Genomic DNA, 23,439 nt, shown 5'->3' on the forward strand with positions numbered 1-23,439 from the left:
GCCCCCGGGTAACCCCGGGGCGGGCTGTATTTTAAATTGCCGGGGGCGGCGCGCGGGCAACCCCGGCGCGCCTCCAAGGCACTCGTTGCCGACTTCCGCTACTGGGAAACCTTCGCCAGCGTTTCCTGCTCCGCCGCGATGGTGGTGTTATCACCGTGGCCGGTGCGGACTACGGTTTCCGCCGGCAGCGTCAGCAGCCGTTCGCGGATGGATTTCAGGATGGTGGGGTAGTCGCTGTAGGACCGGCCGGTGGCACCCGGGCCACCGTTGAACAGCGTGTCCCCGGTGAACACTGTCCCTTCGCTTTCGAGGTGGAAGCAGGTGGACCCCGGGGAGTGGCCGGGCGTGTGGATCGCCTTCAGCGTTGCCCCGCCCACTTCGAATACATCACCGTCGGAGTGATAGCGGTCCGGCTTCACGTCAGGGTAGACCTGCTCCCAGAGCACCAGGTCCTCCCGGTTCAGGAGGATCGGGGCGCCCAGCGCGTCAGCAATCTCCCGGGCAGCACCGATGTGGTCGTTGTGCGCGTGGGTCAGCAGGATGGCTTTGACCTTCCGGCTGCGGACCTGGTTGATGATGGCGGCGGCGTCGTGGGGCGCATCGATGATGACGCATTCCTCGTCGTTGCCCACGATCCAGACGTTGTTGTCCACGTCCCAGGTTCCGCCGTCGAGCGAGAACGTGCCCGAGGTGACCAGGTTCTCGATGGTCACAGCCATCAGATTTCCACCACTGAACGAAGCACTTTGCCTTCGTGCATCTTGCCGAAGGCTTCCTCCACCTGGTCGATGGTGATGCGCTCGGAGACAAACGCCTCCAGGTCCAGGTTGCCCTGCTTGTAGTGGGACACCAGCATGGGGAAGTCCCGTGACGGCAGGCAGTCGCCGTACCAGGAGGACTTCAGCGAGCCGCCGCGGCCAAAGACATCCAGCAGCGGCAGTTCCAGCGTCATCTCCGGCGTGGGGACGCCCACCAGGACCACGCGGCCGGCAAGGTCACGGGCGTAGAAGGCCTGCTTGTACGTTTCGGGACGGCCGACGGCGTCAATCACCACGTCAGCGCCGTGCCCTCCGGTGAGGGCCCGGATGGCTTCCACCGCGTCCTCCTGCTTGGAGTTCACGCCGTGGGTGGCCCCGAGGGACTTGGCCATTTCAATCTTGTTGTCGTCGATGTCAACGGCGATGATCGTCGTCGCGCCCGCCAATTTCGCCCCGGCGATGGCCGCGATGCCCACGCCGCCGCAGCCAATCACTGCCACGGATTCCCCACGCTTTACGTCTCCGGTGTTGATCGCGGCACCGATGCCGGCCATGATGCCGCAGCCCAGCAGCCCCACCGCCGCGGCGTCAGCGTCGGCGTCCACCTTGGTGCACTGGCCGGCGGCGACCAGGGTCTTCTCCGCGAACGCACCAATACCCAGGGCCGGGGACAGGACCGTTCCGTCCTCGAGGGTCATCTTCTGCGTGGCGTTGTGGGTGTTGAAGCAGTACTGCGGCTGGCCCTTGGCGCAGGCCCGGCACTCGCCGCAGACGGCACGCCAGTTCAGGATCACCCGGTCCCCCGGCGCCACGGACGTCACGTCCGGGCCGACGGCACTGACCACACCGGTGGCCTCATGGCCCAGCAGGTAGGGGAAGTCATCGCCGATGGCTCCCTGCTTGTAGTGCAGGTCCGTGTGGCAGACACCGCAGGTCAGGATGTCCACCAGGGCCTCACCCGGGCCCGGATCCGGCACCAGAATGGTTTCCAGCGACACCGGGGCATCCTTTTCCCGGACAACAACAGCTTGAACTTTGTGAACCATGGTCCTTATGTTCCTTTCCTGGATCCGGCCGGATCCGGTGAGTCTGCACCACGTGCCAATCTAGCCGAGATGCCCCGTCGCGGACCCCGCCATTCCATTCCAGACCTTGAAAGCAATTGCGCATTACACAACTGGATGCGCATAGCGCTTACTGCAATATTGCAGCGCCCGCACCTCATGTCAATAGATATATCAGTTACAGTCAATGCGGCTACCAGGTGTTCCGGCCCGGCACGGGCTGTTGGGCATTGCCGCAGCCTCCCGTTACGCGCACCGTTAAGGACCGCAGTAGGCTGGATGCCATGGCTTTTCACGAAACCCCTGCGGAGCGGCGCGAAGTAACCGTCCGCCGCGCGCCCAAATATGTTCCCTTCCTTATCGTGGGTGCACTGGCAGGCATCGTTGCCGCCGCAGTGGTGGCGTATGCAGTACCCGGTGATGCCTCGTTCGACCCGGGCGCCGTGTTCGGATTCTTCCTGGTGATGTTCGCCGCTGCCGGAGCCCTTCTTGGCGCCCTGCTGGCTCTCGTCCTGGACCGCCGCAGCGTCAAGCGGCGGGAACGGGCCGTCGTGGAGGCCGTCCCGGACGCCGAGGCCGGCACCGATACCCACGAGTAGCCGGGTCACAAACCGAAGCGGGGGAAAGTCATACTGCATGTCGTGCGATAATCGATCAGTGGCACGCGGCGATGGAAAACTTTCCCATGATCTTCTTCCCGGCGAAAAAGGACCCCAGGATGCCTGTGGCGTCTTCGGCGTTTGGGCACCCGGCGAAGAAGTAGCAAAACTTACCTATTACGGGCTGTATGCACTGCAGCACCGCGGTCAGGAGTCGGCTGGCATAGCCACCAGCGACGGCAAGCGGATCAACGTCTACAAGGACATGGGCCTCGTGTCCCAGGTCTTCGACGAGACGACGCTGAACACCCTGACCGGGCACCTGGCCGTGGGCCACTGCCGCTACTCCACCACCGGCGCCAGCCACTGGGCCAACGCCCAGCCCACCCTGGGCGCCACCTCCACCGGCACGGTGGCCCTGGCGCACAACGGCAACCTGACCAACACAGCCGAGCTCAACGCCATGATCACCGAACGCAACGGCGGCCAGCTCACCGGCGAAATGAAACAGGGCAACACCTCTGACACCGCCCTGGTCACCGCACTGCTGGAGGGCGAGCCAGGCAAGAGCCTGGAAGAGACCGCCACGGAGCTCCTCCCCAAGATCAAGGGCGGTTTCTGCTTCGTCTTCATGGACGAAGGAACCCTGTACGCGGCACGCGACACCTACGGCATCCGCCCGCTGGTCCTGGGCCGGCTGGAACGCGGCTGGGTTGTCGCCTCCGAACAGTCCGCTCTGGCCACCGTTGGCGCCAGCTTCATCCGCGAGATCGAGCCGGGCGAGTTCATTGCCATCGACGAGGAAGGCGTGCGGTCCAAGAAGTTCGCGGAGCCCACCCCCGCCGGCTGCGTTTTTGAATACGTGTACCTGGCCCGCCCGGACGCCGCGATCGCCGGCCGCTCCGTTTACGAGTCCCGCGTTGAGATGGGCCGCCAGCTGGCCCGCGAAAACACCCACGAAGCGGACATCGTCATCCCCGTCCCGGAATCGGGCACTCCTGCAGCCGTGGGCTACGCAGAGGAATCCGGCATTCCGTTCGCGCACGGCTTCGTCAAGAACTCCTACGTGGGCCGCACCTTCATCCAGCCCTCGCAGACCCTCCGCCAGCTGGGCATCCGGCTCAAGCTCAACGCCCTGGAGTCCGTGATCCGCGGCAAGCGCGTTGTGGTGGTGGACGACTCGATCGTCCGCGGCAACACCCAGCGCGCAATCGTGCGGATGCTCCGCGAAGCCGGCGCCGCCGCCGTGCACGTCAAGATCTCCTCCCCGCCGGTGCAGTGGCCGTGCTTCTACGGCATCGACTTCGCGTCCCGCGCCGAGCTGATCGCCAACGGCGCCACCATCGAGGAGATCTCGCAGGCCATTGGCGCTGACTCGCTGGCCTACATCTCCGAAGACGGCATGATCGGCGCCACCAGGCAGCCCCGCGAACGCCTCTGCACCGCCTGCTTCACCGGCAAATATCCCATCAAGCTTCCGGATGCGGACAAGCTGGGCAAGAACCTGCTGGAGCGCACCGACCTCGGCGGACTCAAGCCCTCCCCCTCGGCCCTTCCCGGCCAAACAGCCGCCTTGGCCATTGACGACACCGAGGACCCGGCAGAGAAGTCCGGCGCCACAGGGTGCGACCCGGGGCCGGACGCCGAATTCGAGAACCTGCTGACCGACGCCGACCTTGTGCCCGACGTACCCGCCGCCACCAGCGCCGACAAGAAAGAGTCCGTATGACTTCCGCCAGCACCGCAGCAGAGAACTCCGGCATCACCTACGCCTCAGCAGGCGTGGACGTAGAAGCCGGGGACCGCGCCGTCGAGCTCATGAAGGATGCCGTTAAGGCCACCCACAACTCCTCGGTGATCGGCGGGGTGGGCGGCTTCGCCGGCCTCTACGATGTCTCCCGGCTGCTCACCTACAAGAAGCCGCTGTTGGCGACGTCCACGGACGGTGTGGGCACCAAGGTGGCCATCGCCCAGGCCATGGACATCCACGACACCATCGGGTTCGACCTGGTGGGCATGGTGGTGGATGACATCGTGGTGGTGGGCGCCGAACCGCTGTACATGACCGACTACATCGCCTGCGGCAAGGTGGTCCCCGAGCGCATCGCCGGGATCGTCCGCGGGATCGCCGCTGCCTGCTCCGTGGCCGGCACCGCCCTGGTGGGTGGCGAGACCGCCGAGCACCCCGGCCTGCTGGGCGAACATGAATACGACGTCGCCGGCGCAGCCACCGGCGTTGTGGAAGCCGATTCCCTGCTGGGGCCTGACCGCGTCCGCGCCGGTGACGTGGTGATCGGCATGGCCTCCTCGGGCCTGCACTCCAACGGCTACTCCCTGGTCCGCCGCGTCATCAACCACGCCGGCTGGGCCCTGGACCGCCAGGTCTCTGAACTCGGCCGCACGCTGGGCGAGGAACTCCTGGAACCCACGCGCGTCTACGCAGCTGACTGCCTGGACCTGGCCCGGACCTTCCCGGTCGACGGTTCCGCTGCCGGCCGCGCCGTCCACGGCTTCAGCCACGTCACCGGCGGCGGCCTCGCCGCCAACCTGGCCCGCGTCCTCCCCCAGGGCCTGGTGGCCACGGTGGACCGCGCCACGTGGGAACTGCCCGCCATCTTCAAGCTCGTGTCCGAGCTGGGCAACGTTCCGCTGGCCGACCTGGAGCGCACCCTGAACCTGGGCGTGGGCATGGTGGCCATCGTGTCACCGCAGGCCGCTGATGCCGCCGTCGCCCGCCTGAACGAACGCGGCCTGCCGTCCTGGATCATGGGCACGGTGGCCGAGGATTCGGACTCGATTTCCAAGGCCGGGCCGGATTATGTCCAGGGCGCCAAGGGCGTGGATGGCGGCGCTGTGCGCCTGGTCAACGCGTACGCCTAGCTGCTCATCGACTGCTCCGTACTTGCCGTTATGAGGCTCCATAACGACAAGTACGGAGCAGTCGTCTTTTAAGCCGCAATCTGGATCAGGTTGAGGACACCGCCCTGCGGGTCCATGACCGTGGCCAGCGCTCCCTCGGCTGAATCCCCGTCAGGCTCCACCAGGACCTGGCCGCCTGCCGCTGTGGCGGCCGCTGCGGCTGCCGCCACATCCGCCACGCCAAAGTAGACCTGCCAGCCGGCGTCGTCGTCCGCATCGGCGGGAATGATCCCTGCCACCTCGTTCCCGGCGACGAGCAGCGTGCTGTAGGTGCCGCCGTCGTCCTGCGGATATTCGGTGACCTCATGCCCAAAAAGCTGCTGGAAGAAGCCGACGGCGGCATGGGGCTCAGGCGTGAAAAGCTCAGCCCAGGCCAGGGCACCCGGCTCGTTGAACAAGTGGCTCCCGAAATGGCTTCCGGCCTGCCAGATGCCGGTGGTTCCCCCTCCCGGAGGGGCGAGAAAACCCAGGACACCGGCATCACCCACCTGCTCCGGCCCGAATTCGGCCGTCCCTCCTGCGTGGCGGGCGTCCGCCAGCATGTCCCCGGCATCTGCTGTGGCGAAATAGATGTTCCACGCTGCATCGGTGCCGGCCTGCAGCTGCAAGGGGCTCTGCGGCGCGATGGTGGCCACCAGCTGGCCGCGGACAAACGCTTGCGCATAGCTGCGCCCGTCCGGGGTGGGAAAGTCCTGGAAGGTCCAGCCAAAGAGGCCGGCATAGAAGTCTTTGGCGGCCGCGACATCGGGGGTTTGCAGGTCTGCCCAGCAGGGCTCGCCGGTGGCGTAGGTGGTCCGAACACTCATGCGGTCAGGTTACCAAGCCGGGGCAGCGGACAGACACGGAAAGCCCGTTGCCTTTCCGGTCATCCGGAATAGCAACGGGCTCCGTAGCGTAAGCGGTCACCCGAAATCGGGTTACAAGAAGGAGATCACAGCAGCCGCGCGAAGGGCAACGGCGGGCTTGCGACAACTAACCGATGCGACGGCTGTCAACCTCGTCGTCATCGTCATCCAAATCATCCGCGTACTTGTCCACATAAGCCGAATAGTCCGGTTCGACCGGCTCATTCGAGTAATGGCTCGTTGACCGACTCCCCGGACCCGTCAGCTCGCGCTGAAGTGCCGAGTAATCAGTGTTCGGGGAGTAGTACTTGATATCCCGAGCCTGCTTGGTAGCTTTTGCCTTTTGACGGCCGCGCCCCATGGCGTGACCCCCTTTTGTACTTGGACCGGAGGTGGTCACCTTGGCGATCGGTGAGGCCCCGGAATGTTTGGTCAATTTGTCGTACACCTAGATTACATGCTTTCGGCGGGCCCTGCTTGCCGCCTCCCGGCCCGGACGGCCGCGTGGGGTACCATGACGCACCTCCGCCCGCGGGATTACGGGAATTTTCTTGGGTAGAGTCACTAAAGAACTGCCGATTTTGTGTGGACTTTGGCGAGCCGCGGTACCGAAACCAGGAGGATGCGCACCCGTGAACCACCAGGACATCCCGCCGAAGCCGGCCCTGCCCCCGCGGACCGGGAGCCTCCCGGTGGTCCCGGATGGGGACCTTGCCGCGGCACCCGCTCCGGAGTCGGTGACCTGGCCACGTCCGCACCAAAATCCTGCGCCCGAACCGCGGCTGACCAGCAGGCCCGCGTTCTGGAAGGGGTTGCTCGCCGTCGTTGTCCTCGCCGTTGCCGGCTCCCTGGTGTGGCTCGCTGTGTGGCTGAATTCTGCCCCTGGAAACGAAACGGCCAAAGGCCCTGTGCCGGGCGTCCTGCAGACCGCTGTTACTCCGCCCGCCACGCCGCAGCCCCTGCCGCGGGACGGGGTGGCACCGGCGGCCTACGCGGTAGGTGACTGCTTCAAGGACTTCGACCCCCAGGCCCTGGCCTCCACGGTGGTGCCGTGCGACGCCGGCCATTCCGCGCAGCTGGTAGCCACCCTCCACTACCCGGACACCGCGGAATATCCTGGCGCAGAGGCGCTCAAGGCCAAAGCCCTGGAGGTCTGCCAGGCATCCAGGCTGGGCCCGGCGGCAAAGCAGTTCCAGCTGAACTACCAGCGAAGCTTCCCCAGCAACACCAGTTGGGAATCCGGGGACCGCAGGGTGGATTGCTACGTCACTGCCGACGGCGGCAACGTGGTCACCGCAAGCGTGTTGCCCTGACGGCCGGGCCGCCAGGGCAACACATCCCCATCAGGACCCGCCGGTCAGTCCTTCCGCCGCACTGAGAGGCCGGAGTTGGGTACACCGGTGAGTGCGTCCACGTTCCCGTCGGTGAGCTCGCCAAGGTCCGTGGCGGTGTCAACCAGCACGGTGTCACCGTCGCTGATCCCGCCTGCAAGGATGGCCTTGGCCAGCCGGTCGCCGATCTCGCGCTGCACCAGGCGGCGCAGCGGCCGGGCGCCGTAGGCCGGATCGTAGCCGGACAGTGCCAGCCATGCCTTGGCGCCGTCGGTGACCTCAAGGGTGAGCCGCCGCTCGCGCAGCCGCCGCCCCAGCTCATCCACGTGCAGCTCCACGATATGGGCCAGCTCATCCACCGTCAGGGCGTCGAACAGCACCACTTCGTCGAGCCGGTTGAGGAACTCCGGCTTGAAGGACGCGTTGACGGTGGCCATGACGGCGTTCCGCTTGGCGGTGGCGTCCAGGGACTGGTCCACCAGGAACTGGCTGCCCAGGTTGGAGGTCAGCACCAGGATCACGTTGCGGAAGTCCACGGTGCGGCCCTGCCCATCGGTGAGGCGGCCGTCGTCGAGCACCTGCAGGAGGATGTCGAACACTTCCGGGTGCGCCTTCTCCACCTCGTCCAGCAGCACCACGGAGTAGGGACGGCGGCGGACGGCCTCGGTCAGCTGGCCGCCTTCCTCGTAGCCCACGTATCCCGGAGGAGCACCCACCAGGCGGGCGACGCTGTGCTTCTCGCTGTACTCGGACATGTCGATGCGCACCATGGCGCGTTCGTCGTCGAACAGGAAGTCTGCCAGCGCTTTGGCCAGCTCGGTCTTGCCCACGCCGGTGGGGCCCAGGAACAGGAAGGAGCCGGTGGGGCGGTTCGGATCGCTGATGCCAGCCCGTGCGCGGCGGACAGCGTCCGACACGGCGGTCACGGCCTTGGCCTGGCCGATCAGGCGCCGGCCCAGCTCCTCCTCCATATGAAGCAGCTTCTGGCTTTCGCCCTGCAGCATGCGCCCCGCTGGGATGCCGGTCCAGGCGGAGATGACCTCGGCGATGTCCTCCGCTGTGACTTCCTCCGCGACCATCTGGGCGGACTTGTCCGTCACCGCCGCCTCTGCCTCTGCGGCGGCGTTCAGCTCGCGCTCCAGCGCCGGAATTTCCCCGTAGAGGATCCGGGAGGCGGTTTCCAGGTCTCCTTCACGCTGGGCCTTGTCAGCGGTTGACCGGAGTTCGTCCAGCTTGGCTTTCAAATCGCCCACCCGGTTGAGGCCTGCCTTTTCGGCTTCCCACCGGGCGTTCAGGGCCGAGAGCTCCTCTTCCTTGTCCGCCTTGTCAGCGCGAAGTGCCGCCAGGCGCTCCACGGATGCGGGGTCCGATTCACCGGTCAGGGCCAGTTCCTCCATGGTGAGCCGGTCCACCTGGCGCCGCAGCTGGTCGATCTCTTCCGGAGCGGAGTCGATTTCCATCCGGAGCCGGGATGCCGCCTCATCAACGAGGTCGATGGCCTTGTCCGGCAGCTGGCGGCCCGAGATGTAGCGGTTGGACAGCGTTGCGGCAGCCACGAGCGCGGAGTCTGCGATGGAGACCTTGTGGTGCGCCTCGTAGCGCTCCTTCAGGCCGCGGAGGATGCCGATGGTGTCCTCCACGCTGGGCTCGCCCACATACACCTGCTGGAAGCGGCGTTCCAGCGCCGCGTCCTTTTCGATGTTTTCGCGGTACTCGTCCAGGGTGGTGGCGCCGATCAGCCGCAGCTCGCCGCGGGCCAGCATGGGCTTGAGCATGTTCCCGGCGTCCATGGAGGAATCGCCGGTGGCGCCGGCACCCACCACGGTGTGGATCTCGTCGATGAACGTGACCACCTGGCCTTCGGAGCCCTTGATCTCCTCGAGGACGGCCTTCAGGCGTTCCTCGAACTCACCGCGGTACTTGGCGCCGGCAACCATGGACCCAAGGTCCAGGGAGATGAGCGTCTTGCCGCGGAGGCTTTCCGGGACGTCACCCGCCACCATCCGCTGGGCCAACCCTTCGACGACGGCGGTCTTGCCTACGCCGGGTTCACCGATCAGCACCGGGTTGTTCTTGGTGCGCCGGGAGAGCACCTGCACCACGCGCCGGATCTCGGAGTCGCGCCCGATCACGGGGTCCAGCTTCCCTGCCCGGGCCATGGCGGTAAGGTCCGTGCCGTACTTCTCCAGGGCCTGGAACGTGTTTTCGGGGTCCGGGCTGTCAACCTTGCGGTCGCCGCGGAATCCGGGCAGGGCAGCGAGCAGCGCCTCGCGGGAGGCGCCGGCGTCACGCAGCAGCCGTGCAGCGGCATCGTTGCCGGCGGAGAGGCCGATCAGGAGGACTTCCGTGGAGACGAACGAATCGCCCAGCCGGTCCGCTTCCTCCTTGGCCTGCTGGATGGCCTGCAATGCGGGCCGGGACAGCTGTGCCTGCTGGCTGGAACCGCCCGAGGTGGCAGGCAGGGCCTTGATGGCACTGCTCGCCTGGACGCTGACAGCATCCGGGTCCGTGCCCGTGGCCTTGAGGAGTGCGACGGCCACACCCTCCCGCTGGTCCATCAGGGCCTTGAGGAGGTGGGCCGGTTCCACCTGCGGGTTGCCGGCCGTTGAGGCGTTCATAGCCGCCGCGGAAAGAGCCTCCTGGCTCTTGGTGGTGAATTTGACGTCCAAAGAGAGCTCCTTTCGGGGGCTTGGTAGCTAAGTTGAGTGTACTACGCTCAACTTAGCGCGGCGACGTTCTCCAGCCATGTTTGCCCACGGCGAAACGCCTGTCCAGAGCCGGAAGTCCTGCCGTCAGGCCGCCCGCCCCGGCCCGGGACAGGGGCTACGTTCCGTACACGGAAACCGCGGCCGCCTTGACCACAAAGTGCACTGCCATGCCGGGCACCAGGCCAAGGTCCGCGGAGGCAGCGGGAGTGATGTCCGCGGCCAGGCTGCCGGCGCGGACGCGGACCTGGTCCCCGTGTGGCTCGAGATCCGTGATGGTGACGGGGAACGAGTTGCGCGGGCTCCCGTGCGCGGCAGTGAGGAATACGGAAACGGCCGACGGCGGGAAGACGGCCACGCCCGGACGGCCCGGCGTTGTCAGGTGCCCGGCTTCCTCGTCGTGGCCGGAGACCTTCAGCCCGTCACCGGTCCGGACCCCCGCGCCGTCCAGGGTGCCCGGAACGAAGTTCAGCCCAGCCAGTCCGGCGGCGAAGGAACTGCGGGGACGTTCCAGGACCTCGCGCGTGGGGCCCTCCTCGGCAATCCTGCCGTTTTCCAGGATGACCACACGGTCTGCGAGCATCAGCGCATCCAGGACATCGTGCGTGACAATGATGGCCTGCCGCCCGGCGAGGACCCGTTTGAAGAGGCGGCGCAGCAGCGGGGCGGAATGGATGTCCAGGGCGGCCAGCGGTTCATCCAGCAGCAGGAGCGCAGGATCTGCCGCGAGCGCACGGGCCACGGCCACGCGCTGGGCCTGGCCGCCGGAGAGTTCGGCAGGACGGCGCGCGGCGAGGTCTTCCGCTTTCACATCCGCTAGCCAGCGCATGGCCTGCTCCCTGGCATCCCGCTTGGGGACGCCGGCGCTGCGGGGCCCGAAGGAGACGTTGTCCACCGCGCTGAGGTGGGGAAACAGCAGGGGCTCCTGGGCGAGCAGGGCCGTGCCGCGGTGATGGGGAGGGACCCAGGTCCGGTTGCCGCCGTCGAGGTCGAAGAGGGTCTTTCCGTTGAGTTCCGCCCGGCCGCGGTCCGGCCTCAGGAGCCCGGCGATGCTTGCCAGCAGGGTGGATTTGCCGGCGCCGTTGGGACCCATGACGGCCACGGTCTCGCCGGGCTGGACGGCAAGGTCCACGTCGAAACCCCGCCCGGCCACGGCTGCCTGGAAGGACAGCGTCACCGGACGTCCCCTCCGGCCGGTGTGGCAGCCGTCGTCCGTTCACGTCCGCGCCGCCCCGCCCCGGGCTGCCGGTAGGCGAGGGCCACCACGGCCACGGCGACGGCCACCAGGACCAAGGACAAGGCCACGGCGGCGTCCGGGTCCGTTTCGCGCTGCAGGTAGATCTCCAGCGGCAGGGTCCGGGTCACCCCTTGGAGGCTGCCGGCGAACGTCAGCGTGGCACCGAACTCGCCCAGGCTGCGGGCGAAGGAGAGAACGGCGCCGGATGCCAGCCCGGGCAGGACCAGCGGCAGCGTGACCCGCCGGAACACCGTGCCCGGGCGTGCGCCCAATGTCGCAGCCACGGCCTCATAGCGGGAGCCCGAGGTGCGCAGCGCCCCCTCCAGGCTGACCACCAGGAAGGGCAGCGCCACGAACGTCTGGGCCAGGACCACCGCAGTGGTGGAGAAGGCGATGCGCAGCCCCAGCACCTCCAGCGTCTGCCCCAGCAGCCCTTGCCGGCCGAACGTGTACAGCAGGGCAATGCCGCCCACCACGGGGGGAAGCACCAGCGGCAGGAGCACCAGCGAGCGCAGCAGCCCCTGGAGCCGGAAGGAGTCGCGGGCCAGGACCAGGGCGAGGGGAACGCCCAGCAGGATGCACAGCAGGGTGCTCGCCGCGGAGGTCCGCAGGCTCAGCGCCAGCGCCGTGAGGGACGGTTCTGATGTCACCAGCGGAACGAACCGTGCCCAGTCAACGCGCAGCATCATGGCCAGCAGCGGAAGCACCACGACGACGGCGGCCACCGCTGCCAGCGCACGCACCCAGGCGGGGATGCCGGAGTAAGCTGCGGCGTGCGTGCGCGGGCGGTCCGTCCGCGGCGCCGCCGGCCGATTCATCACCGGCTGCCCGGGCCGGAATCGGCCGGAGCGGAAGGAGTCGAGGCGGAAGCGGCGGTGGCGGAAGGGGCCTGGGCGGAAGGGGAAGGTCCGGAACCGGCCGGGCCGAACCCTGCCGCGCCGAGTACCTTTTGGCCCTCCGGGCCGGTGACCAGGTCCATGAAGGCCTGGGCCGTGGCCTGGTTCCGGCTGCCGGCAATGCCCGCAATCGGGTAGGTGTTGACCGCACTGCCCGATTCCGGGAAGCGGATGCCGGCCACTTTGGTCCCGGCGGCCTTGATGTCGGTCCCGTAGACCAGCCCGGCATCTGCCTCGCCGGAGGTGACCTTGCCCAGGACGTCAGTGACCGCGTTTTCCTCGCTGACCGGGCTCAGCGCGAGGCCTGCCGCCTGCGCCGCCGTGGCCGCGGCAGCGCCGCAGGGGACCTGCCGGGCGCAGGTGACCAGTTTGATGCCCGGCCTGGCCAGGTCCTGCAGGGACGCGATCCCGGCCGGGTTGCCCGGCGGCACGGCGATGGCCAGGGTGTTGGTGGCAAATTCCTCCGGCGCACCGTCCGTGAGTCCTGCGTCCTGGACCTTTTTCATGTTGGTCATGTCCGCGGAGGCGAAGACGTCGGCGGGCGCGCCCTGGCTGATCTGGCCGGCAAGGTCCGAGGAACCGGCGAAGCTCAGGGTGACTGTGGTGCCCGGATGTTCCGCTTCGAAAGTACGCGAAAGGTCGGTGAAGGCCTGTTTAAGTGAGGCAGCCGCGAAGACGGTGATGGCGCCGCCGGGCTTGTCTCCTGCGATGATCCCGCCATCCGTCGTGGAGCCCCCTGCGGCGCAGCCCGGGAGGACCGCCAGCACCAGCGCAAGCACCGGTAGGACACCGAGCGAAAGCACGCGCTTCCTGACTGGTGCGTGCCCGGACCGGACGGGTTGCCGGCTCATGCGGTGGCCCGGCCTTTGGGTGATTCGATGATCACGGTGGTTGCCTTGACCACGGCCGTGGCCACCGCGCCGGGTTCCAGCCCCAGCTCACGGACGGCTTCGCTGCTCATCAGCGACACCACCCGGAAGGGCCCGCACTGGAGTTCCACCTGCGCCATGACCTTGTCCGTGACCACGTTGGTCACCAGCCCCACGAACCGGTTCCGCGCGGAACTGCTGCCGCTTTTCGGGTCATCGGGGAGCTGGGCCAGCTTTTGCGCGTGCGCTGCCAGTTCGAGCCCGTCCACCGCCAGGCGGCCGGAGGGATCCCGGAGCGCGGTGAGGGTTCCCTGCTCCGTCCACCGGCGGAGCGTATCGTCACTGACACCTAGAAAACGGGCAGCTTCAGAAACGCGGATGAGAACCATAGGTAGACAATACTTCGCATTTGCGGATTATCAGCCTGGATAGGCCCGCAATTGCGAAATTGAACGGAAGTGCTTGGAGCGATCCACCCCACCGACAGGCCGGCACAATGCCTGGAGGCGGACTGTGCCGGTGTTGTGGCAGCCGCTTTGCTGGAAGCGGTTGCCACAACACCGGCAAGAGGGGCCGCTCTACGTAGCGGGCCGGTCCCTGTCCGTTGCAGGCCGCGGGGCTCCGGACACGTTACCGGCAGCAAGCCGTTCGCTGAGTTGCGCCTCCACCGCTTCCGTCACTTGGTCCGCCAGGTGCTCCTGGTAGTGCTCCTGGACCGATTCGTGCATGGAGTCGTGCACTTGTTCAGTCACGTGGGCAGCCACCTGGTCGCGGGCCAGCTTGCGCTGGGCGCGCATAAGGGCTGCGTGCTCACGATGGAATGCCTTGGCCGTCGAGATGCACATCAGGATGATGACCACACTGAACGGCACCGCCGTCAGGATTGCTGCGGTCTGGATTGCCTGCAACCCATTGGCCACGAGCAGTGCGATGGCAACAGCGGCGGCGGCCAAGGCCCAAAAAATACGCAGCCAGTTCCTGGGCTCGACGTCGCCGCCGGTGGAAATCATGCCCATGACCAGGGCGCCGGAGTCTGCGGATGTAATGAAGAAGATCGCGATCAGGAGAATGGCACCCACGGTAAGGACAGTTCCACCCGGCAGGTTGCCAAGCAGGTTGAACAGTGCGCCTTCGGTGTCCACGCTCCCGTCGTCACCGATCAGTCCGCCGGCGCCAAAAAGCTCGCGGTAGATGGCCGCGCCGCCCAGAACGGAAAACCACAGAAAGCCGACAGTGGTGGGGACGAGGAGGACGCCGGCAACGAACTGGCGGACGGTGCGGCCCTTGGAAATGCGTGCGATGAAAATGCCAACGAAGGGTGCCCAGGAGATCCACCAACCCCAGTAGAACGTTGTCCAGGCCGCCTGCCAGGTTTCCCCTTCCGCCCCGGAGAACGCCAGGGTGTTAAAGGTCAGGCCGACGACGTTTTGCAGATAGTTGCCGATGGACTGCACAAACTCACGAAGCAGGAAGAGGGTGGGTCCGGTGAACAGGACGACGAGCATCAGCAGCGCGGCAAGGATCAGGTTGGTGTTGGACAGCCATTTCATGCCCTTGCCCACACCGGACACCACGGAGACGATGGTCAAGGTGATGATGCAGAGGATCAGCCCGATCTGCGTCATGGTGGTGGCCTGGATGATGTTCGCTTGTTCCAGTCCGGATGAAATCTGCAGGACGCCCAGGCCCAGTGAGGTGGCCACGCCAAAAAGTGTCCCTACCAGGGCCACGATGTCTATCAGGTTGCCCCATCCACCGGAGACGCGTTTCCGGCCCAGGAGCGGCTCGAGGGTCCACCTGATGGAGATGGGCCGGTTCCTGCGGTGGACGGCGTAGGCGATGGATACTCCCACCACCACGTAGATGGCCCACGCGTGGAGCCCCCAGTGGAGATACGTCTGGGTCATCGCCTGCTGGGCGAGCACCAGGGGGGAGCCCTCTACACCTGGCCGGGGTGCAGCGAAGTGGTTCAGCGGCTCAGCCACGCCGAAAAAGACCAGCCCAATTCCCATGCCCGCGGCGAACAGGAGGGCGAACCAGGACATGACCGAAAACTCGGGTTCGTCCTCGTCCTGGCCCAGTTTGATGTCCCCGTAGCGGCTGAGCCCGATCCAAAGGGCAAAGACCACGAAGAGCGCGATGGCTGCCACGTAGTACCAGCCAAACCACTTGATGACGTTGCTTTGAATAACGCCGAACAGGTCGGTGGCGGCCGCCGGAAACACCGTGGCGAAGAGGACAAAAACGATGATGATGCTGGCCGCGGGCCAGAAGACCCACCGGGCCAGTTCGCTTCTGCCGGCGCCGGGCGGGTGTTCCTTCCCGTTAGGAGGGGCGGGCGGTAGTTCCCCTGCGGGTTTGCCGATGGTCCTTGTGCCGGGTGTGGCGGACATTCTCAGTTTCTCCTTTAGTGCGCTGTGAAGCGCTCAGACTGCTCTGGTCATTCGTCTCTGATGTTGTCGTCTGCCTATGCCTCGTTGCAGCCTGAAAGTCTACAGAAAGGCCGCGGACCGGCGCACGGCATTGCATCCGGGCAGCACTAGACTCCCTCCATGGCCATCTTCATCGACCCGCCTTTGTGGCCTGCACACGGAACCCATTTTTCGCACCTGGTCTCGGACTCATCCCTCGACGAACTGCATGCGTTCGCGGCGGCCGCGGGAATCCCGGAGCGGGCGTTCGACGGCGACCATTACGACGTGCCCGAGCGCCGCTTTGATGACCTGGTAGCGGCGGGCGCGGTGCCGGTGGAGGGCCGGGAGCTGGTCCGCCGGCTCATCGCCAGCGGGCTGCGGATCCCCGCGCGCCGGCGGAACAAGTCGTTGAAGGTTCCCCTCCTGGTCCGTTGGGAAGCCCTCATGCCGGGCCACGACGCCCTCTTCCTGGACCTGCTGGACCGGTGGAGCGAACCGCACCGCCACTACCACGGCTGCACCCACCTGCTCTCCGTGCTGGAGGCACTGGACCTGCTCACCGAACCGGCGGAGCCACCGCGGACGGTACTGCTGGCCGCCTGGTTCCACGATGCCGTGTACCGCGGCGCAGCAGGACAGGATGAAGAAGAATCCGCGCGGCTGGCCGACGAACGCCTCACGGCGGCCGGCCTGCCTGCGACCGAGGTGGCGGAGGTGGTCCGGCTGGTCCTGCTGACCTCGGACCACCGGCCGGAACCGGGCGACGGCGACGGCGCCCTCCTCAGCGACGCGGACCTCTCCATCCTCGGTGCCGGGCCGGAGGAATACGCCCGCTACGTTGCAGCCGTTCGGAGGGACTACGCGCACATCGGCGACGCCGACTTCGCAGCCGGCCGGGCCGCCGTCGTCCGCCAACTCCTGGACCTGGACCCGCTCTTCCACCACCGGCGCGCCCAGGACCTGTGGCAAACCGCGGCCCAACGCAACCTGGAAGGTGAACTGGCGTGAACGCACCCGGCTCCAGCCCACGGCACACCCACTCTGCCCATGCCGCGCACCGGCAGCTCCCCTTCACCGTCAGGCTGGACTGGGGACTGGACGGCGCCAGGGCGGTGTCGGCCGCCGCGGACCTCGCAGTGGTGGTGGATGTCCTGTCCTTCAGCACCTGCGTCAGCGTGGCACTGGACCGGGGAGCTGAGGTCTTTCCCTACCGCTGGCGGGACACCACGGCGGAAGACTTCGCCGCCCACCACCGTGCCCAGCTGGCGGGCCCCCGCAACGGCGGCGGCCTGAGCCTGTCCCCCGCCAGCCTGCGCACCGCGGATGCGCTGGACCGGTTGGTGCTGCCCTCCCCCAACGGCTCGGAACTCTGCCATGTCCTGGCGGCGGACGTGCCGCTGGTGGCCGCGGTCTGCCTCCGGAATGCTGCAGCCACGGCGGAATGGGTGGCCGCCACCCTTCCTGCCGGGGCAGTGGTTGCTGTGGTCGCCGCGGGCGAACGCTGGCCTGACGGCACCCTCCGCCCTGCCGTGGAGGACCAAATCGGCGCAGGAGCCTTCATCGCGGGGCTGGCGGCAGCCGGGAAAGGCGGCTACGAAGCCGGCGACGGCAGGCACGGCTATGCACCGGAGGCCGTGGCGGCGATGGCCGTTTTCGAAGCCGCCGAACCGCGCCTGCGGGAGACGCTGGAGCAGTGCTCCAGCGGCCGCGAACTGACAGGCGCAGGCTACGCAGGGGACGTGGACATCGCGGCTGAACTGGACCAGAGCGACTCCGTGGCGATCCTGCGGGACGGCGCGTTCCGTCCCCTGCCGGACCGCGCTGACAACTAGCGGTACGTGCTCACAAACGGTGTGCTGGTGGGCACGATCTGCTTGCCCAGCGGCATCAGGGACACCGGGATGAGCTTGAGGTTGGCGATGGCCAGCGGGATGCCAACGATGGTCACCGCCATGGCGAAGGCAGTCACCACATGCCCGATGGCAATCCAGATGCCGGCCACGAGCAACCAGATCACATTGCCCAGCAGCGAGAAGACACCGTTGCCGCCGGGCCGGTCCACCACCATCCGGCCAAACGGCCAGAAGGTGTAGGCCGCGATCCGGAACGAGGCGATGCCCCAGGGAATGGTGACGACCAGCAGGCAGCAGACCACACCCGCCAGGAAATAGCCCAAGGCCAGCCAGAAGCCGCCAAAAACAAGCCAGATGATGTTCAACAGTGTCTTCATGAACCCATTCTGCCCCCGCGCCTGCGGCAAAAGGGTAGGGGATTCCCCTGATCCTGCCCTGAACCCGCTACGCCGCGGCGGTTGCCTTGGCGGCCTGGACGAAGGCGCGGACCTTGGCCAAATCCTTCACGCCGCGGGATGACTCAACGCCGGAGGACACATCCACGCCCCAGGCGTGCGCGGCCGATGACGCCTGGGCCACGTTCGCGGCCTCAAGGCCGCCGGCCAGCAGCCACTTCCGCCCCTGGAGTGCTGGAAGGGCCGCCACGGAGGCGTAGTCCCAGGATTTCCCGGAACCCGGAACCGCGGCGTCGATCAGGAGCAGGTCCTCGCCCCAGTCTTCGAACTCGTCCTGGGCCGCACCCATGGTGATGGCCCGGACCAGTTTCATGCCGGCGTCGTGCACTGTGGCCACGTCCGCCCGGGACCGGGCGCCGTGCAGCTGGATCCATTCCAGGCCCGCGGCGCGGGCGATGGCGATGGCATCGGCCACGGGCTCATCACGGAACACGCCGATGGGGGTGGCACCCGCCGAAACCGCGCCTAGCAGGGCGGCCGCCTGCGACGGTGAGACAACCCTGGGGCTGGCGGTGAGGACGAATCCCACCGCGTCCGCGCCGGCGTCCACTGCTTCGCGGACCGCTTCTGCAGTACTGAGACCACACACTTTGACGAACATTCCCGGGCTCCTTCAGGCTGCTTTCGTGTTGACCCCCGGAGGAGATTAGCAGGAACCGGCCGCATCTGCGACGGGCGCCCACGGCGGGGAACTAGGCTGGGCTGATGCAGATCATCCGCTTCGCTGAGCTCAAGGCCGAACCATGGCGCAACGGCGGCGGGGTGACTAGGGAACTCGCCCGCCAGGCCGCACCGGACGGCGGCTGGGACTGGCGGGTGAGCATCGCGGACGTGGCCAAGGCCGGAGATTTTTCCGCGTTTCCGGGCATGGAGCGCGTGCTGACGGTCATCGAGGGTGAACTGCTGGTGCTCACCGTGGACGGCGCAGAGCACCCCATGGAAAAGTACCGGCCCTTCCGGTTCGACGGCGGCGCTGCCACCGCCGCGAAGCTCCCCACCGGAGATATCCGGGACCTCAACGTCATCACCCGCGCTGCCGCCTACAAGGGGTATACCTCCATCATTGAGCTGTCCAAGAAGCGCGCACACCCGGTGTTCGGCGGACAGCTGGGCGTGCTGCTGCAGGGACAGGCGAAGGTGGGCGGCAGCACCGGGGAACCGCTGGAGCTTGGCCGTTACGACGCCGTGGTGGGCTCGGACAGCGACTCCCCCGAAGTCCTGGGCCGCGGCTTCCTGGCCGTGGTGTCCATCGACCCCCTGGATCCCGCCAGCTAGGAACCTGCCCAGGTGGTGAGGTTGGGCACCATCGGTGGCCCGCCGGCGCCGCGCCTTGCTACCTTGGAGGCCAAGGCTCCCACCCGGGCCTCCGGACGACGGTTCAGTACCCGGCACGCGACAAGACTGGCCAAAGGAATTGCCATGTCGTGGATCATCCTCATTCTTTCCGGCGCGCTGGAGGCCGTCTGGGCAGCGGCCCTGCACCGTACCGCCCAGGTTTCCGGACGCCGCCGTGCCGCCCCCGCAGCCCTCTTCCTGGTGGCCGTGGCCGCAAGCACCGGCGGGCTTGCCATCGCCATGCAGTCCATTCCCACGGGCACCGCCTACGCCGTGTGGGTAGGCGTGGGCGTAGTGCTGACCTCCGCCTACGCGATTGCCACCAAGGTGGAACGCCCGACGGCGGCGCGCCTGCTCCTGCTGTCCGGCATCGCCGCGTGCGTGGTTGGCCTGAAGGTGGTGGCGTGATGATGGCACGCAGCCTTCCGTGGGTGGTGCTGCTGGCGTCCGCGGTCCTAGAAGCAGTGTGGGCCACGGCCCTTGGCCTCTCCGATGGCTTCAGCCGGCCCGTGCCCACGGCCGTTTTCGCCGTCACCGCAACCCTGAGCATGCTGGGCCTGGGCATGGCCATCCGAAGCATCCCGCTGGGCACCGCCTACGCCATCTGGGTAGGGATCGGTGCGGCACTGACCGTGGGCTGGGCCATGGCCACCGGGGTGGAACCCTTCAACGTGGTGAAGCTGCTGTTCATCGCTGGAATCGTGGGCTGCGCCGCCGGCCTGAAGGCGCTGCCGTCCCAGAAAGATGCACCACCGGTCCGCAGCGGTGACTAGGCTTTTGCCATGCACTCCCCCGAGATCGCCCTGGCCGTGGATTCCCTGCGGCACCGGCTGCTGCCCGGAACGCGGACCATCCTGGGCATCGCCGGGGCGCCCGGGTCCGGCAAGTCCACCTTTGCCGCCTGGCTGCAGGAGCAGTTTGGCCCGGAAACCTCGGTGGTGGTGCCCATGGACGGTTTCCACCTGGGCAACGCGATCATTGACGGGACGCCACTCCGGCAGCGCAAGGGCGCCATTGATACGTTCGACGCCGGCGGTTACCTGTCGCTGCTGCGCCGCCTGGCGCTCCGGGACGAGGCTGTGGTGTACGCGCCGGAATTCCGCCGCACCCTGGACGAGCCGGTGGCCGCGTCCATCGCCATCCCGGCCGAGGTCCAACTGGTGATCACGGAGGGAAACTACCTGCTGGCGGACCGGGAACCGTGGAAGGAAGTGCGGGCGCAGCTGGACGAGGTGTGGTTCCTGGAAACCCCGCCCACCCTCCGGCTGCAGCGCCTGGTGGACCGGCACATCTCCTTCGGCATGGAACGGGATGCCGCAGTTGCCTGGGCCACCGGACCCGATGAAGCCAATGCCCGGCTGATCCAGGCCACCAGCCCGGCCGCGGACAGGATCATCCCCTGGCTGTAATTTTCACTGCAGGAAAACGAACAGGAGAACCATGGCAAACCCACCCGCTGAACAAGGCACCACACACCCCGCCAGGCCCGAACACGGTGGCACCGTCCAGCTCGGCGACGGGCTCACCGTCAGCCGGCTTGGCTTCGGCGGCATGGCCCTCACGCCCGTCTACGGCGAGGTTGACCCGGCCGAAGCGCTCCGGACGCTGCACCACGCCGTCGACGCCGGTGTCAGCTTCATCGACACCGCGGACATCTACGGCGGCGGCAGCAACGAGGAACTGATTTCCCAACTGCTCAAGGACCGGCGGAACGAGGTGCAGCTGGCCACCAAGTTCGCCCTGGTAGGCACGCCCACCGACGGCTACACGGATATCCGGGGCGACGCCGCGTACGTCCGCCAGGCGGTGGACCGCAGCCTGCAGCGACTCGGCACGGACGTGATCGACCTCTACTACATGCACCGCCGCGATGTCCGCGTGCCCATTGAGGAAACCGTGGGCACCATGGCAGAGCTGGTGCAGCAGGGCAAGGTCAAGCACCTCGGACTGTCCGAAGTGACAGCGCAGGAACTGCAGGACGCGTCGGCGGTCCACCCGATCGCCGCGGTCCAAAGCGAATGGTCCATCTGGAGCCGGGACGTGGAACGCAACGTCGTTCCGGCCGCAGCCGGCCTGGGCGTCGGCTTCGTCCCGTACTCACCGCTGGGCCGGGGTTTCCTCACCGGCACCGTGGACACGGCCAGCCTGGGCGCCAAGGACTTCCGCCGGAACATTCCGCGCTTCGCCGCGGAGGCCGCCGACGCCAACCAGGCGGTGGTGGATGCCATCAGGTCCGTGGCGGACCAGCTCAACGCCACGCCGGCGCAGGTGGCCATCGCCTGGCTGTTCGCCCAGGGCAGCCGGCTCGGCCTGCCCGTGGTGCCCATCCCGGGCACCCGCAAGGCCGCACGCATCGATGAAAACCTCGGTGCACTGGCCCTGGACCTCACCCCTGCCCACCTGGAGGCACTGGATGCGGCCTCGGACGCCGTCGTCGGATCCCGTTCCGCCGACCCCAAGTGGGTGTCCGAAGGGCGCGAATAGCACGTTACCGATTAAGCGGAAAGGCGGCTTCCCCACGGGAAGCCGCCTTTCCTGCTGCCGGCCTTCCGGCCACCCAGCCGGGCATTGACCGTCAGGCGGTGCGTGCCTCGCGGACCAGCTCAGCACAGCGTTCGCCGATCATCATGGTGGTGATGTTCGGATTCACGGTGGTCAGCTCCGGCATGACGGACGCATCAGCCACCCGGAGGCCGGTGACCCCCTTGACCCGCAACTCGGGGTCCAGCGGCGACATGGCGTCGTCGTCCGCTCCCATCCGGACCGTCCCGGCCGGGTGGTACACCGTGTTGTGGGTCTTGCGGATGTAGTCCGCGATCTCCTCGTCACTCTGGATGGCCTCGCCGGGGTACAGCTCCGTGCCCACCCATTCGGCCAGTGCCGGCTGCGCCGCGATTTCACGCGCCTTGCGGATGCCGGCGGTCATGACCCGCATGTCGTGGCCTTCCGGGTCGGTGAAGTAGCGCGGGTCCACCTTCGGCTTGTCGCGGAAGTCCTTGCTGCGCAGGCGGACCGTGCCGCGGGACCGGGCGTGCGTGACGTTCGGGGTCAGGCAGAAGCCGTTCTCCGTGGTGGGGAAGCCCTGGCGCAGGGTGTGCATGTCGAACGGGACCGAGCCGTAGTGGAACATCAGGTCGGGGCGGTCCAGGCCCTCCTCTGTGGTGGTGAAGATGCCGGCCTCCCACCACTGCGTGGACGTCTCCGTCATGGGCTGCTTGGCCTCCCACTGGATGACACCCTCCGGGTGGTCCTGCAGGTGCTCGCCCACGCCGGGGGAATCGACGCGTACCGGGATGCCGAGCTCAGTCAGCTGGGCCGCCGGGCCGATGCCGGAGAGCATGAGCAGCTTGGGCGAATCGATGGCGCCGGTGGAGACGATCACTTCGGACCGGGCAGTGAGCAGGTGGGTCTTGGCGAAGCCGTTGTCCACCACGGCCACGCCGGTGCACCGGTTGGCGTCGTCGAAGGTCAGCTCCTTGGCACGCAGGCCGGTCAGCAGGGTGAAGTTCTTCCGGTCCATGATGGGGTGGATGTAGGACACGGAGCTGGAGGAACGGGTGCCGTCCGCGCGGCGGTTGATCTGGAAGAAGCCCGCGCCGTTGATCACCGTCTCGCCGGTGTTGAACTTCACCTTGGGGATCCCGGACTGCTCGCAGGCTTCGAGCATGGCGCGGCCGGTGGGATCGTTGGCGGGGACGTTCATCAGGTGGACGGGGCCGGAATCGCCGTGGTGGGGCGCGTCCGGGCCTGCGTCCTCGTTGGTTTCCAGCTGCTGGTAGAGCCGGTAGGCCAGCTCGGAGTTCCAGCCGGTGGCGCCGAACTTCTGCTCCCAGTCATCGATGTCCTCGCGGGGCGCCCAGAAAGCGATGCAGGAGTTGTGGCTGGAGCAGCCGCCCATCACCTTGGCGCGGGCATGCCGCATGAAGGAGTTGCCGTTTTCCTGCTCCTCGATGGGGTAGTCCCAGTCGTAGCCGGACTCCAGGAGTTCCATCCAGCGGTCCAGCTGCAGGATCTCGGGCAGGTTCCGGTCATCGGGGCCGGCCTCCACCAGGGCCACCTCCAGCGACGGGTCCTCGCTCAGGCGGGATGCCACGGCAGCCCCCGCGGAGCCGCCGCCGATCACGATGTAGTCGAATTCAGTCTTGGTTCCGTTTGCCAT

24 protein-coding genes and 1 riboswitch are annotated in these 23,439 nt (G+C 67.3%); of the genes, 11 read left to right on the top strand and 13 right to left on the bottom strand.

From position 1 onward, the window contains the following. Positions 1–98: 98 nt before the first annotated feature. A complete protein-coding gene (locus HNO81_RS03585; RefSeq protein ID WP_175316765.1) occupies positions 99–719 on the bottom strand; it encodes an MBL fold metallo-hydrolase in 621 nt (206 codons plus the stop codon). Further along, on the bottom strand, positions 719–1,804 hold the full coding sequence (locus HNO81_RS03590) for an S-(hydroxymethyl)mycothiol dehydrogenase (protein ID WP_175316766.1): 1,086 nt from the start codon (positions 1,802–1,804) through the stop codon (positions 719–721). The genes HNO81_RS03585 and HNO81_RS03590 overlap by 1 nt, the downstream gene beginning before the upstream one ends. Before the next feature lie 302 nt (positions 1,805–2,106). Between HNO81_RS03590 and HNO81_RS03595 the strand changes: the two genes are divergently transcribed. Genes HNO81_RS03595 through purM form a run of 3 tightly spaced genes read left to right on the top strand, consistent with a single transcriptional unit; the run spans position 2,107 to position 5,301 of the window. After that, the gene (locus HNO81_RS03595) at positions 2,107–2,421 is read left to right on the top strand and encodes a hypothetical protein (RefSeq protein ID WP_175316767.1); all 315 of its coding nucleotides are present in this window, start codon (positions 2,107–2,109) and stop codon (positions 2,419–2,421) included. 58 nt (positions 2,422–2,479) lie between these two features. After that, positions 2,480–4,150: an amidophosphoribosyltransferase gene (purF, locus tag HNO81_RS03600; protein ID WP_175316768.1), complete on the top strand. Its 1,671-nt coding sequence runs from the start codon at positions 2,480–2,482 to the stop codon at positions 4,148–4,150. Further along, entirely contained in the window at positions 4,147–5,301 is a 1,155-nt protein-coding gene (purM, locus tag HNO81_RS03605; protein WP_175316769.1) for a phosphoribosylformylglycinamidine cyclo-ligase, read from the top strand. The genes purF and purM overlap by 4 nt, the downstream gene beginning before the upstream one ends. Before the next feature lie 68 nt (positions 5,302–5,369). Here purM and HNO81_RS03610 read toward each other — a convergent pair whose 3' ends face one another. Both HNO81_RS03610 and HNO81_RS03615 read right to left on the bottom strand, forming a co-directional pair. Continuing rightward, positions 5,370–6,146 (bottom strand): VOC family protein, encoded by a 777-nt coding sequence (locus HNO81_RS03610; RefSeq protein WP_175316770.1) that lies wholly within the window; start codon positions 6,144–6,146, stop codon positions 5,370–5,372. A gap of 166 nt (positions 6,147–6,312) precedes the next feature. After that, positions 6,313–6,546, bottom strand: a complete 234-nt coding sequence (locus HNO81_RS03615) for a DUF3073 domain-containing protein (protein ID WP_018760828.1) — start codon at positions 6,544–6,546, stop codon at positions 6,313–6,315. Between the two features lie 271 nt (positions 6,547–6,817). Here HNO81_RS03615 and HNO81_RS03620 point away from each other — a divergent pair, with 271 nt between their 5' ends. Further along, positions 6,818–7,498 (top strand): septum formation family protein, encoded by a 681-nt coding sequence (locus HNO81_RS03620; RefSeq protein WP_175316771.1) that lies wholly within the window; start codon positions 6,818–6,820, stop codon positions 7,496–7,498. Positions 7,499–7,542: 44 nt separating this feature from the next. Here HNO81_RS03620 and clpB read toward each other — a convergent pair whose 3' ends face one another. From clpB to HNO81_RS03650, 6 genes are all read right to left on the bottom strand, one after another. After that, positions 7,543–10,185: an ATP-dependent chaperone ClpB gene (clpB, locus tag HNO81_RS03625; protein WP_175316772.1), complete on the bottom strand. Its 2,643-nt coding sequence runs from the start codon at positions 10,183–10,185 to the stop codon at positions 7,543–7,545. A 154-nt stretch (positions 10,186–10,339) separates the two neighbouring features. Further along, positions 10,340–11,398, bottom strand: coding sequence for an ABC transporter ATP-binding protein (locus HNO81_RS03630; RefSeq protein WP_175316773.1), 1,059 nt, complete (start codon positions 11,396–11,398; stop codon positions 10,340–10,342). Beyond that, positions 11,395–12,276, bottom strand: coding sequence for an ABC transporter permease (locus HNO81_RS03635; protein WP_175316774.1), 882 nt, complete (start codon positions 12,274–12,276; stop codon positions 11,395–11,397). Before HNO81_RS03635 ends, HNO81_RS03630 begins: the two co-directional genes overlap by 4 nt. Beyond that, positions 12,276–13,205 (bottom strand): molybdate ABC transporter substrate-binding protein, encoded by a 930-nt coding sequence (modA, locus tag HNO81_RS03640; RefSeq protein WP_175316775.1) that lies wholly within the window; start codon positions 13,203–13,205, stop codon positions 12,276–12,278. The genes HNO81_RS03635 and modA overlap by 1 nt, the downstream gene beginning before the upstream one ends. Next, the gene (locus HNO81_RS03645; RefSeq protein ID WP_175316776.1) at positions 13,202–13,612 is read right to left on the bottom strand and encodes a molybdopterin-binding protein; all 411 of its coding nucleotides are present in this window, start codon (positions 13,610–13,612) and stop codon (positions 13,202–13,204) included. The genes modA and HNO81_RS03645 overlap by 4 nt, the downstream gene beginning before the upstream one ends. Before the next feature lie 189 nt (positions 13,613–13,801). Then, positions 13,802–15,616, bottom strand: a complete 1,815-nt coding sequence (locus tag HNO81_RS03650; RefSeq protein ID WP_175316777.1) for a BCCT family transporter — start codon at positions 15,614–15,616, stop codon at positions 13,802–13,804. 159 nt (positions 15,617–15,775) lie between these two features. Here HNO81_RS03650 and HNO81_RS03655 point away from each other — a divergent pair, with 159 nt between their 5' ends. Together HNO81_RS03655 and HNO81_RS03660 are read left to right on the top strand one after the other, a co-directional pair. Further along, entirely contained in the window at positions 15,776–16,645 is an 870-nt protein-coding gene (locus HNO81_RS03655; RefSeq protein WP_175316778.1) for a DUF4031 domain-containing protein, read from the top strand. Then, positions 16,642–17,469: a 2-phosphosulfolactate phosphatase gene (locus HNO81_RS03660; RefSeq protein WP_175316779.1), complete on the top strand. Its 828-nt coding sequence runs from the start codon at positions 16,642–16,644 to the stop codon at positions 17,467–17,469. The genes HNO81_RS03655 and HNO81_RS03660 overlap by 4 nt, the downstream gene beginning before the upstream one ends. Here the strand turns inward: HNO81_RS03660 and HNO81_RS03665 are convergent. Continuing rightward, on the bottom strand, positions 17,466–17,867 hold the full coding sequence (locus HNO81_RS03665) for a YccF domain-containing protein (RefSeq protein ID WP_175316780.1): 402 nt from the start codon (positions 17,865–17,867) through the stop codon (positions 17,466–17,468). The two genes, HNO81_RS03660 and HNO81_RS03665, sit on opposite strands and share 4 nt — an antisense overlap. A 67-nt stretch (positions 17,868–17,934) precedes the next feature. Beyond that, complete coding sequence (locus HNO81_RS03670) at positions 17,935–18,546, bottom strand: phosphoribosylanthranilate isomerase (protein ID WP_175316781.1); 612 nt, start codon at positions 18,544–18,546, stop codon at positions 17,935–17,937. 104 nt (positions 18,547–18,650) lie between these two features. On the opposite strand from HNO81_RS03670, the gene HNO81_RS03675 reads away from it, so the two are divergent. From HNO81_RS03675 to HNO81_RS03700, 5 genes are all read left to right on the top strand, one after another. After that, on the top strand, positions 18,651–19,220 hold the full coding sequence (locus HNO81_RS03675; RefSeq protein ID WP_175316782.1) for a HutD family protein: 570 nt from the start codon (positions 18,651–18,653) through the stop codon (positions 19,218–19,220). A gap of 69 nt (positions 19,221–19,289) precedes the next feature. Beyond that, a riboswitch (guanidine-III (ykkC-III) riboswitch) is annotated at positions 19,290–19,355 on the top strand. A gap of 9 nt (positions 19,356–19,364) precedes the next feature. After that, positions 19,365–19,688, top strand: a complete 324-nt coding sequence (locus HNO81_RS03685) for a multidrug efflux SMR transporter (protein ID WP_175316784.1) — start codon at positions 19,365–19,367, stop codon at positions 19,686–19,688. Continuing rightward, positions 19,688–20,053: a multidrug efflux SMR transporter gene (locus HNO81_RS03690; RefSeq protein WP_175316785.1), complete on the top strand. Its 366-nt coding sequence runs from the start codon at positions 19,688–19,690 to the stop codon at positions 20,051–20,053. Before HNO81_RS03685 ends, HNO81_RS03690 begins: the two co-directional genes overlap by 1 nt. Before the next feature lie 9 nt (positions 20,054–20,062). Next, a complete protein-coding gene (locus HNO81_RS03695; RefSeq protein ID WP_175316786.1) occupies positions 20,063–20,689 on the top strand; it encodes a nucleoside/nucleotide kinase family protein in 627 nt (208 codons plus the stop codon). A gap of 31 nt (positions 20,690–20,720) precedes the next feature. Further along, positions 20,721–21,764, top strand: a complete 1,044-nt coding sequence (locus HNO81_RS03700) for an aldo/keto reductase (RefSeq protein WP_175316787.1) — start codon at positions 20,721–20,723, stop codon at positions 21,762–21,764. Positions 21,765–21,855: 91 nt separating this feature from the next. Here the strand turns inward: HNO81_RS03700 and HNO81_RS03705 are convergent, their stop codons facing one another. Next, positions 21,856–23,439, bottom strand: coding sequence for a GMC family oxidoreductase (locus HNO81_RS03705; RefSeq protein ID WP_175316788.1), 1,584 nt, complete (start codon positions 23,437–23,439; stop codon positions 21,856–21,858).

The organism is Pseudarthrobacter sp. C4D7, from assembly GCF_013359725.1.
GTDB lineage: Bacteria > Actinomycetota > Actinomycetes > Actinomycetales > Micrococcaceae > Arthrobacter.

What these genes read in the sequence shown, in the direction of transcription:
- HNO81_RS03585 (WP_175316765.1), bottom strand. Translation starts at nt 719, where the DNA reads ATGGCTGTGACCATCGAGAACCTGGTCACCTCGGGCACGTTCTCGCTC.
- HNO81_RS03590 (WP_175316766.1), bottom strand. Translation starts at nt 1,804, where the DNA reads ATGGTTCACAAAGTTCAAGCTGTTGTTGTCCGGGAAAAGGATGCCCCG.
- HNO81_RS03595 (WP_175316767.1), top strand. Translation starts at nt 2,107, where the DNA reads ATGGCTTTTCACGAAACCCCTGCGGAGCGGCGCGAAGTAACCGTCCGC.
- purM (WP_175316769.1), top strand. Translation starts at nt 4,147, where the DNA reads ATGACTTCCGCCAGCACCGCAGCAGAGAACTCCGGCATCACCTACGCC.
- HNO81_RS03610 (WP_175316770.1), bottom strand. Translation starts at nt 6,146, where the DNA reads ATGAGTGTTCGGACCACCTACGCCACCGGCGAGCCCTGCTGGGCAGAC.
- HNO81_RS03615 (WP_018760828.1), bottom strand. Translation starts at nt 6,546, where the DNA reads ATGGGGCGCGGCCGTCAAAAGGCAAAAGCTACCAAGCAGGCTCGGGAT.
- HNO81_RS03635 (WP_175316774.1), bottom strand. Translation starts at nt 12,276, where the DNA reads ATGAATCGGCCGGCGGCGCCGCGGACGGACCGCCCGCGCACGCACGCC.
- modA (WP_175316775.1), bottom strand. Translation starts at nt 13,205, where the DNA reads ATGAGCCGGCAACCCGTCCGGTCCGGGCACGCACCAGTCAGGAAGCGC.
- HNO81_RS03645 (WP_175316776.1), bottom strand. Translation starts at nt 13,612, where the DNA reads ATGGTTCTCATCCGCGTTTCTGAAGCTGCCCGTTTTCTAGGTGTCAGT.
- HNO81_RS03650 (WP_175316777.1), bottom strand. Translation starts at nt 15,616, where the DNA reads ATGTCCGCCACACCCGGCACAAGGACCATCGGCAAACCCGCAGGGGAA.
- HNO81_RS03655 (WP_175316778.1), top strand. Translation starts at nt 15,776, where the DNA reads ATGGCCATCTTCATCGACCCGCCTTTGTGGCCTGCACACGGAACCCAT.
- HNO81_RS03665 (WP_175316780.1), bottom strand. Translation starts at nt 17,867, where the DNA reads ATGAAGACACTGTTGAACATCATCTGGCTTGTTTTTGGCGGCTTCTGG.
- HNO81_RS03670 (WP_175316781.1), bottom strand. Translation starts at nt 18,546, where the DNA reads ATGTTCGTCAAAGTGTGTGGTCTCAGTACTGCAGAAGCGGTCCGCGAA.
- HNO81_RS03675 (WP_175316782.1), top strand. Translation starts at nt 18,651, where the DNA reads ATGCAGATCATCCGCTTCGCTGAGCTCAAGGCCGAACCATGGCGCAAC.
- HNO81_RS03685 (WP_175316784.1), top strand. Translation starts at nt 19,365, where the DNA reads ATGTCGTGGATCATCCTCATTCTTTCCGGCGCGCTGGAGGCCGTCTGG.
- HNO81_RS03690 (WP_175316785.1), top strand. Translation starts at nt 19,688, where the DNA reads ATGATGGCACGCAGCCTTCCGTGGGTGGTGCTGCTGGCGTCCGCGGTC.
- HNO81_RS03695 (WP_175316786.1), top strand. Translation starts at nt 20,063, where the DNA reads ATGCACTCCCCCGAGATCGCCCTGGCCGTGGATTCCCTGCGGCACCGG.
- HNO81_RS03700 (WP_175316787.1), top strand. Translation starts at nt 20,721, where the DNA reads ATGGCAAACCCACCCGCTGAACAAGGCACCACACACCCCGCCAGGCCC.
- HNO81_RS03705 (WP_175316788.1), bottom strand. Translation starts at nt 23,439, where the DNA reads ATGGCAAACGGAACCAAGACTGAATTCGACTACATCGTGATCGGCGGC.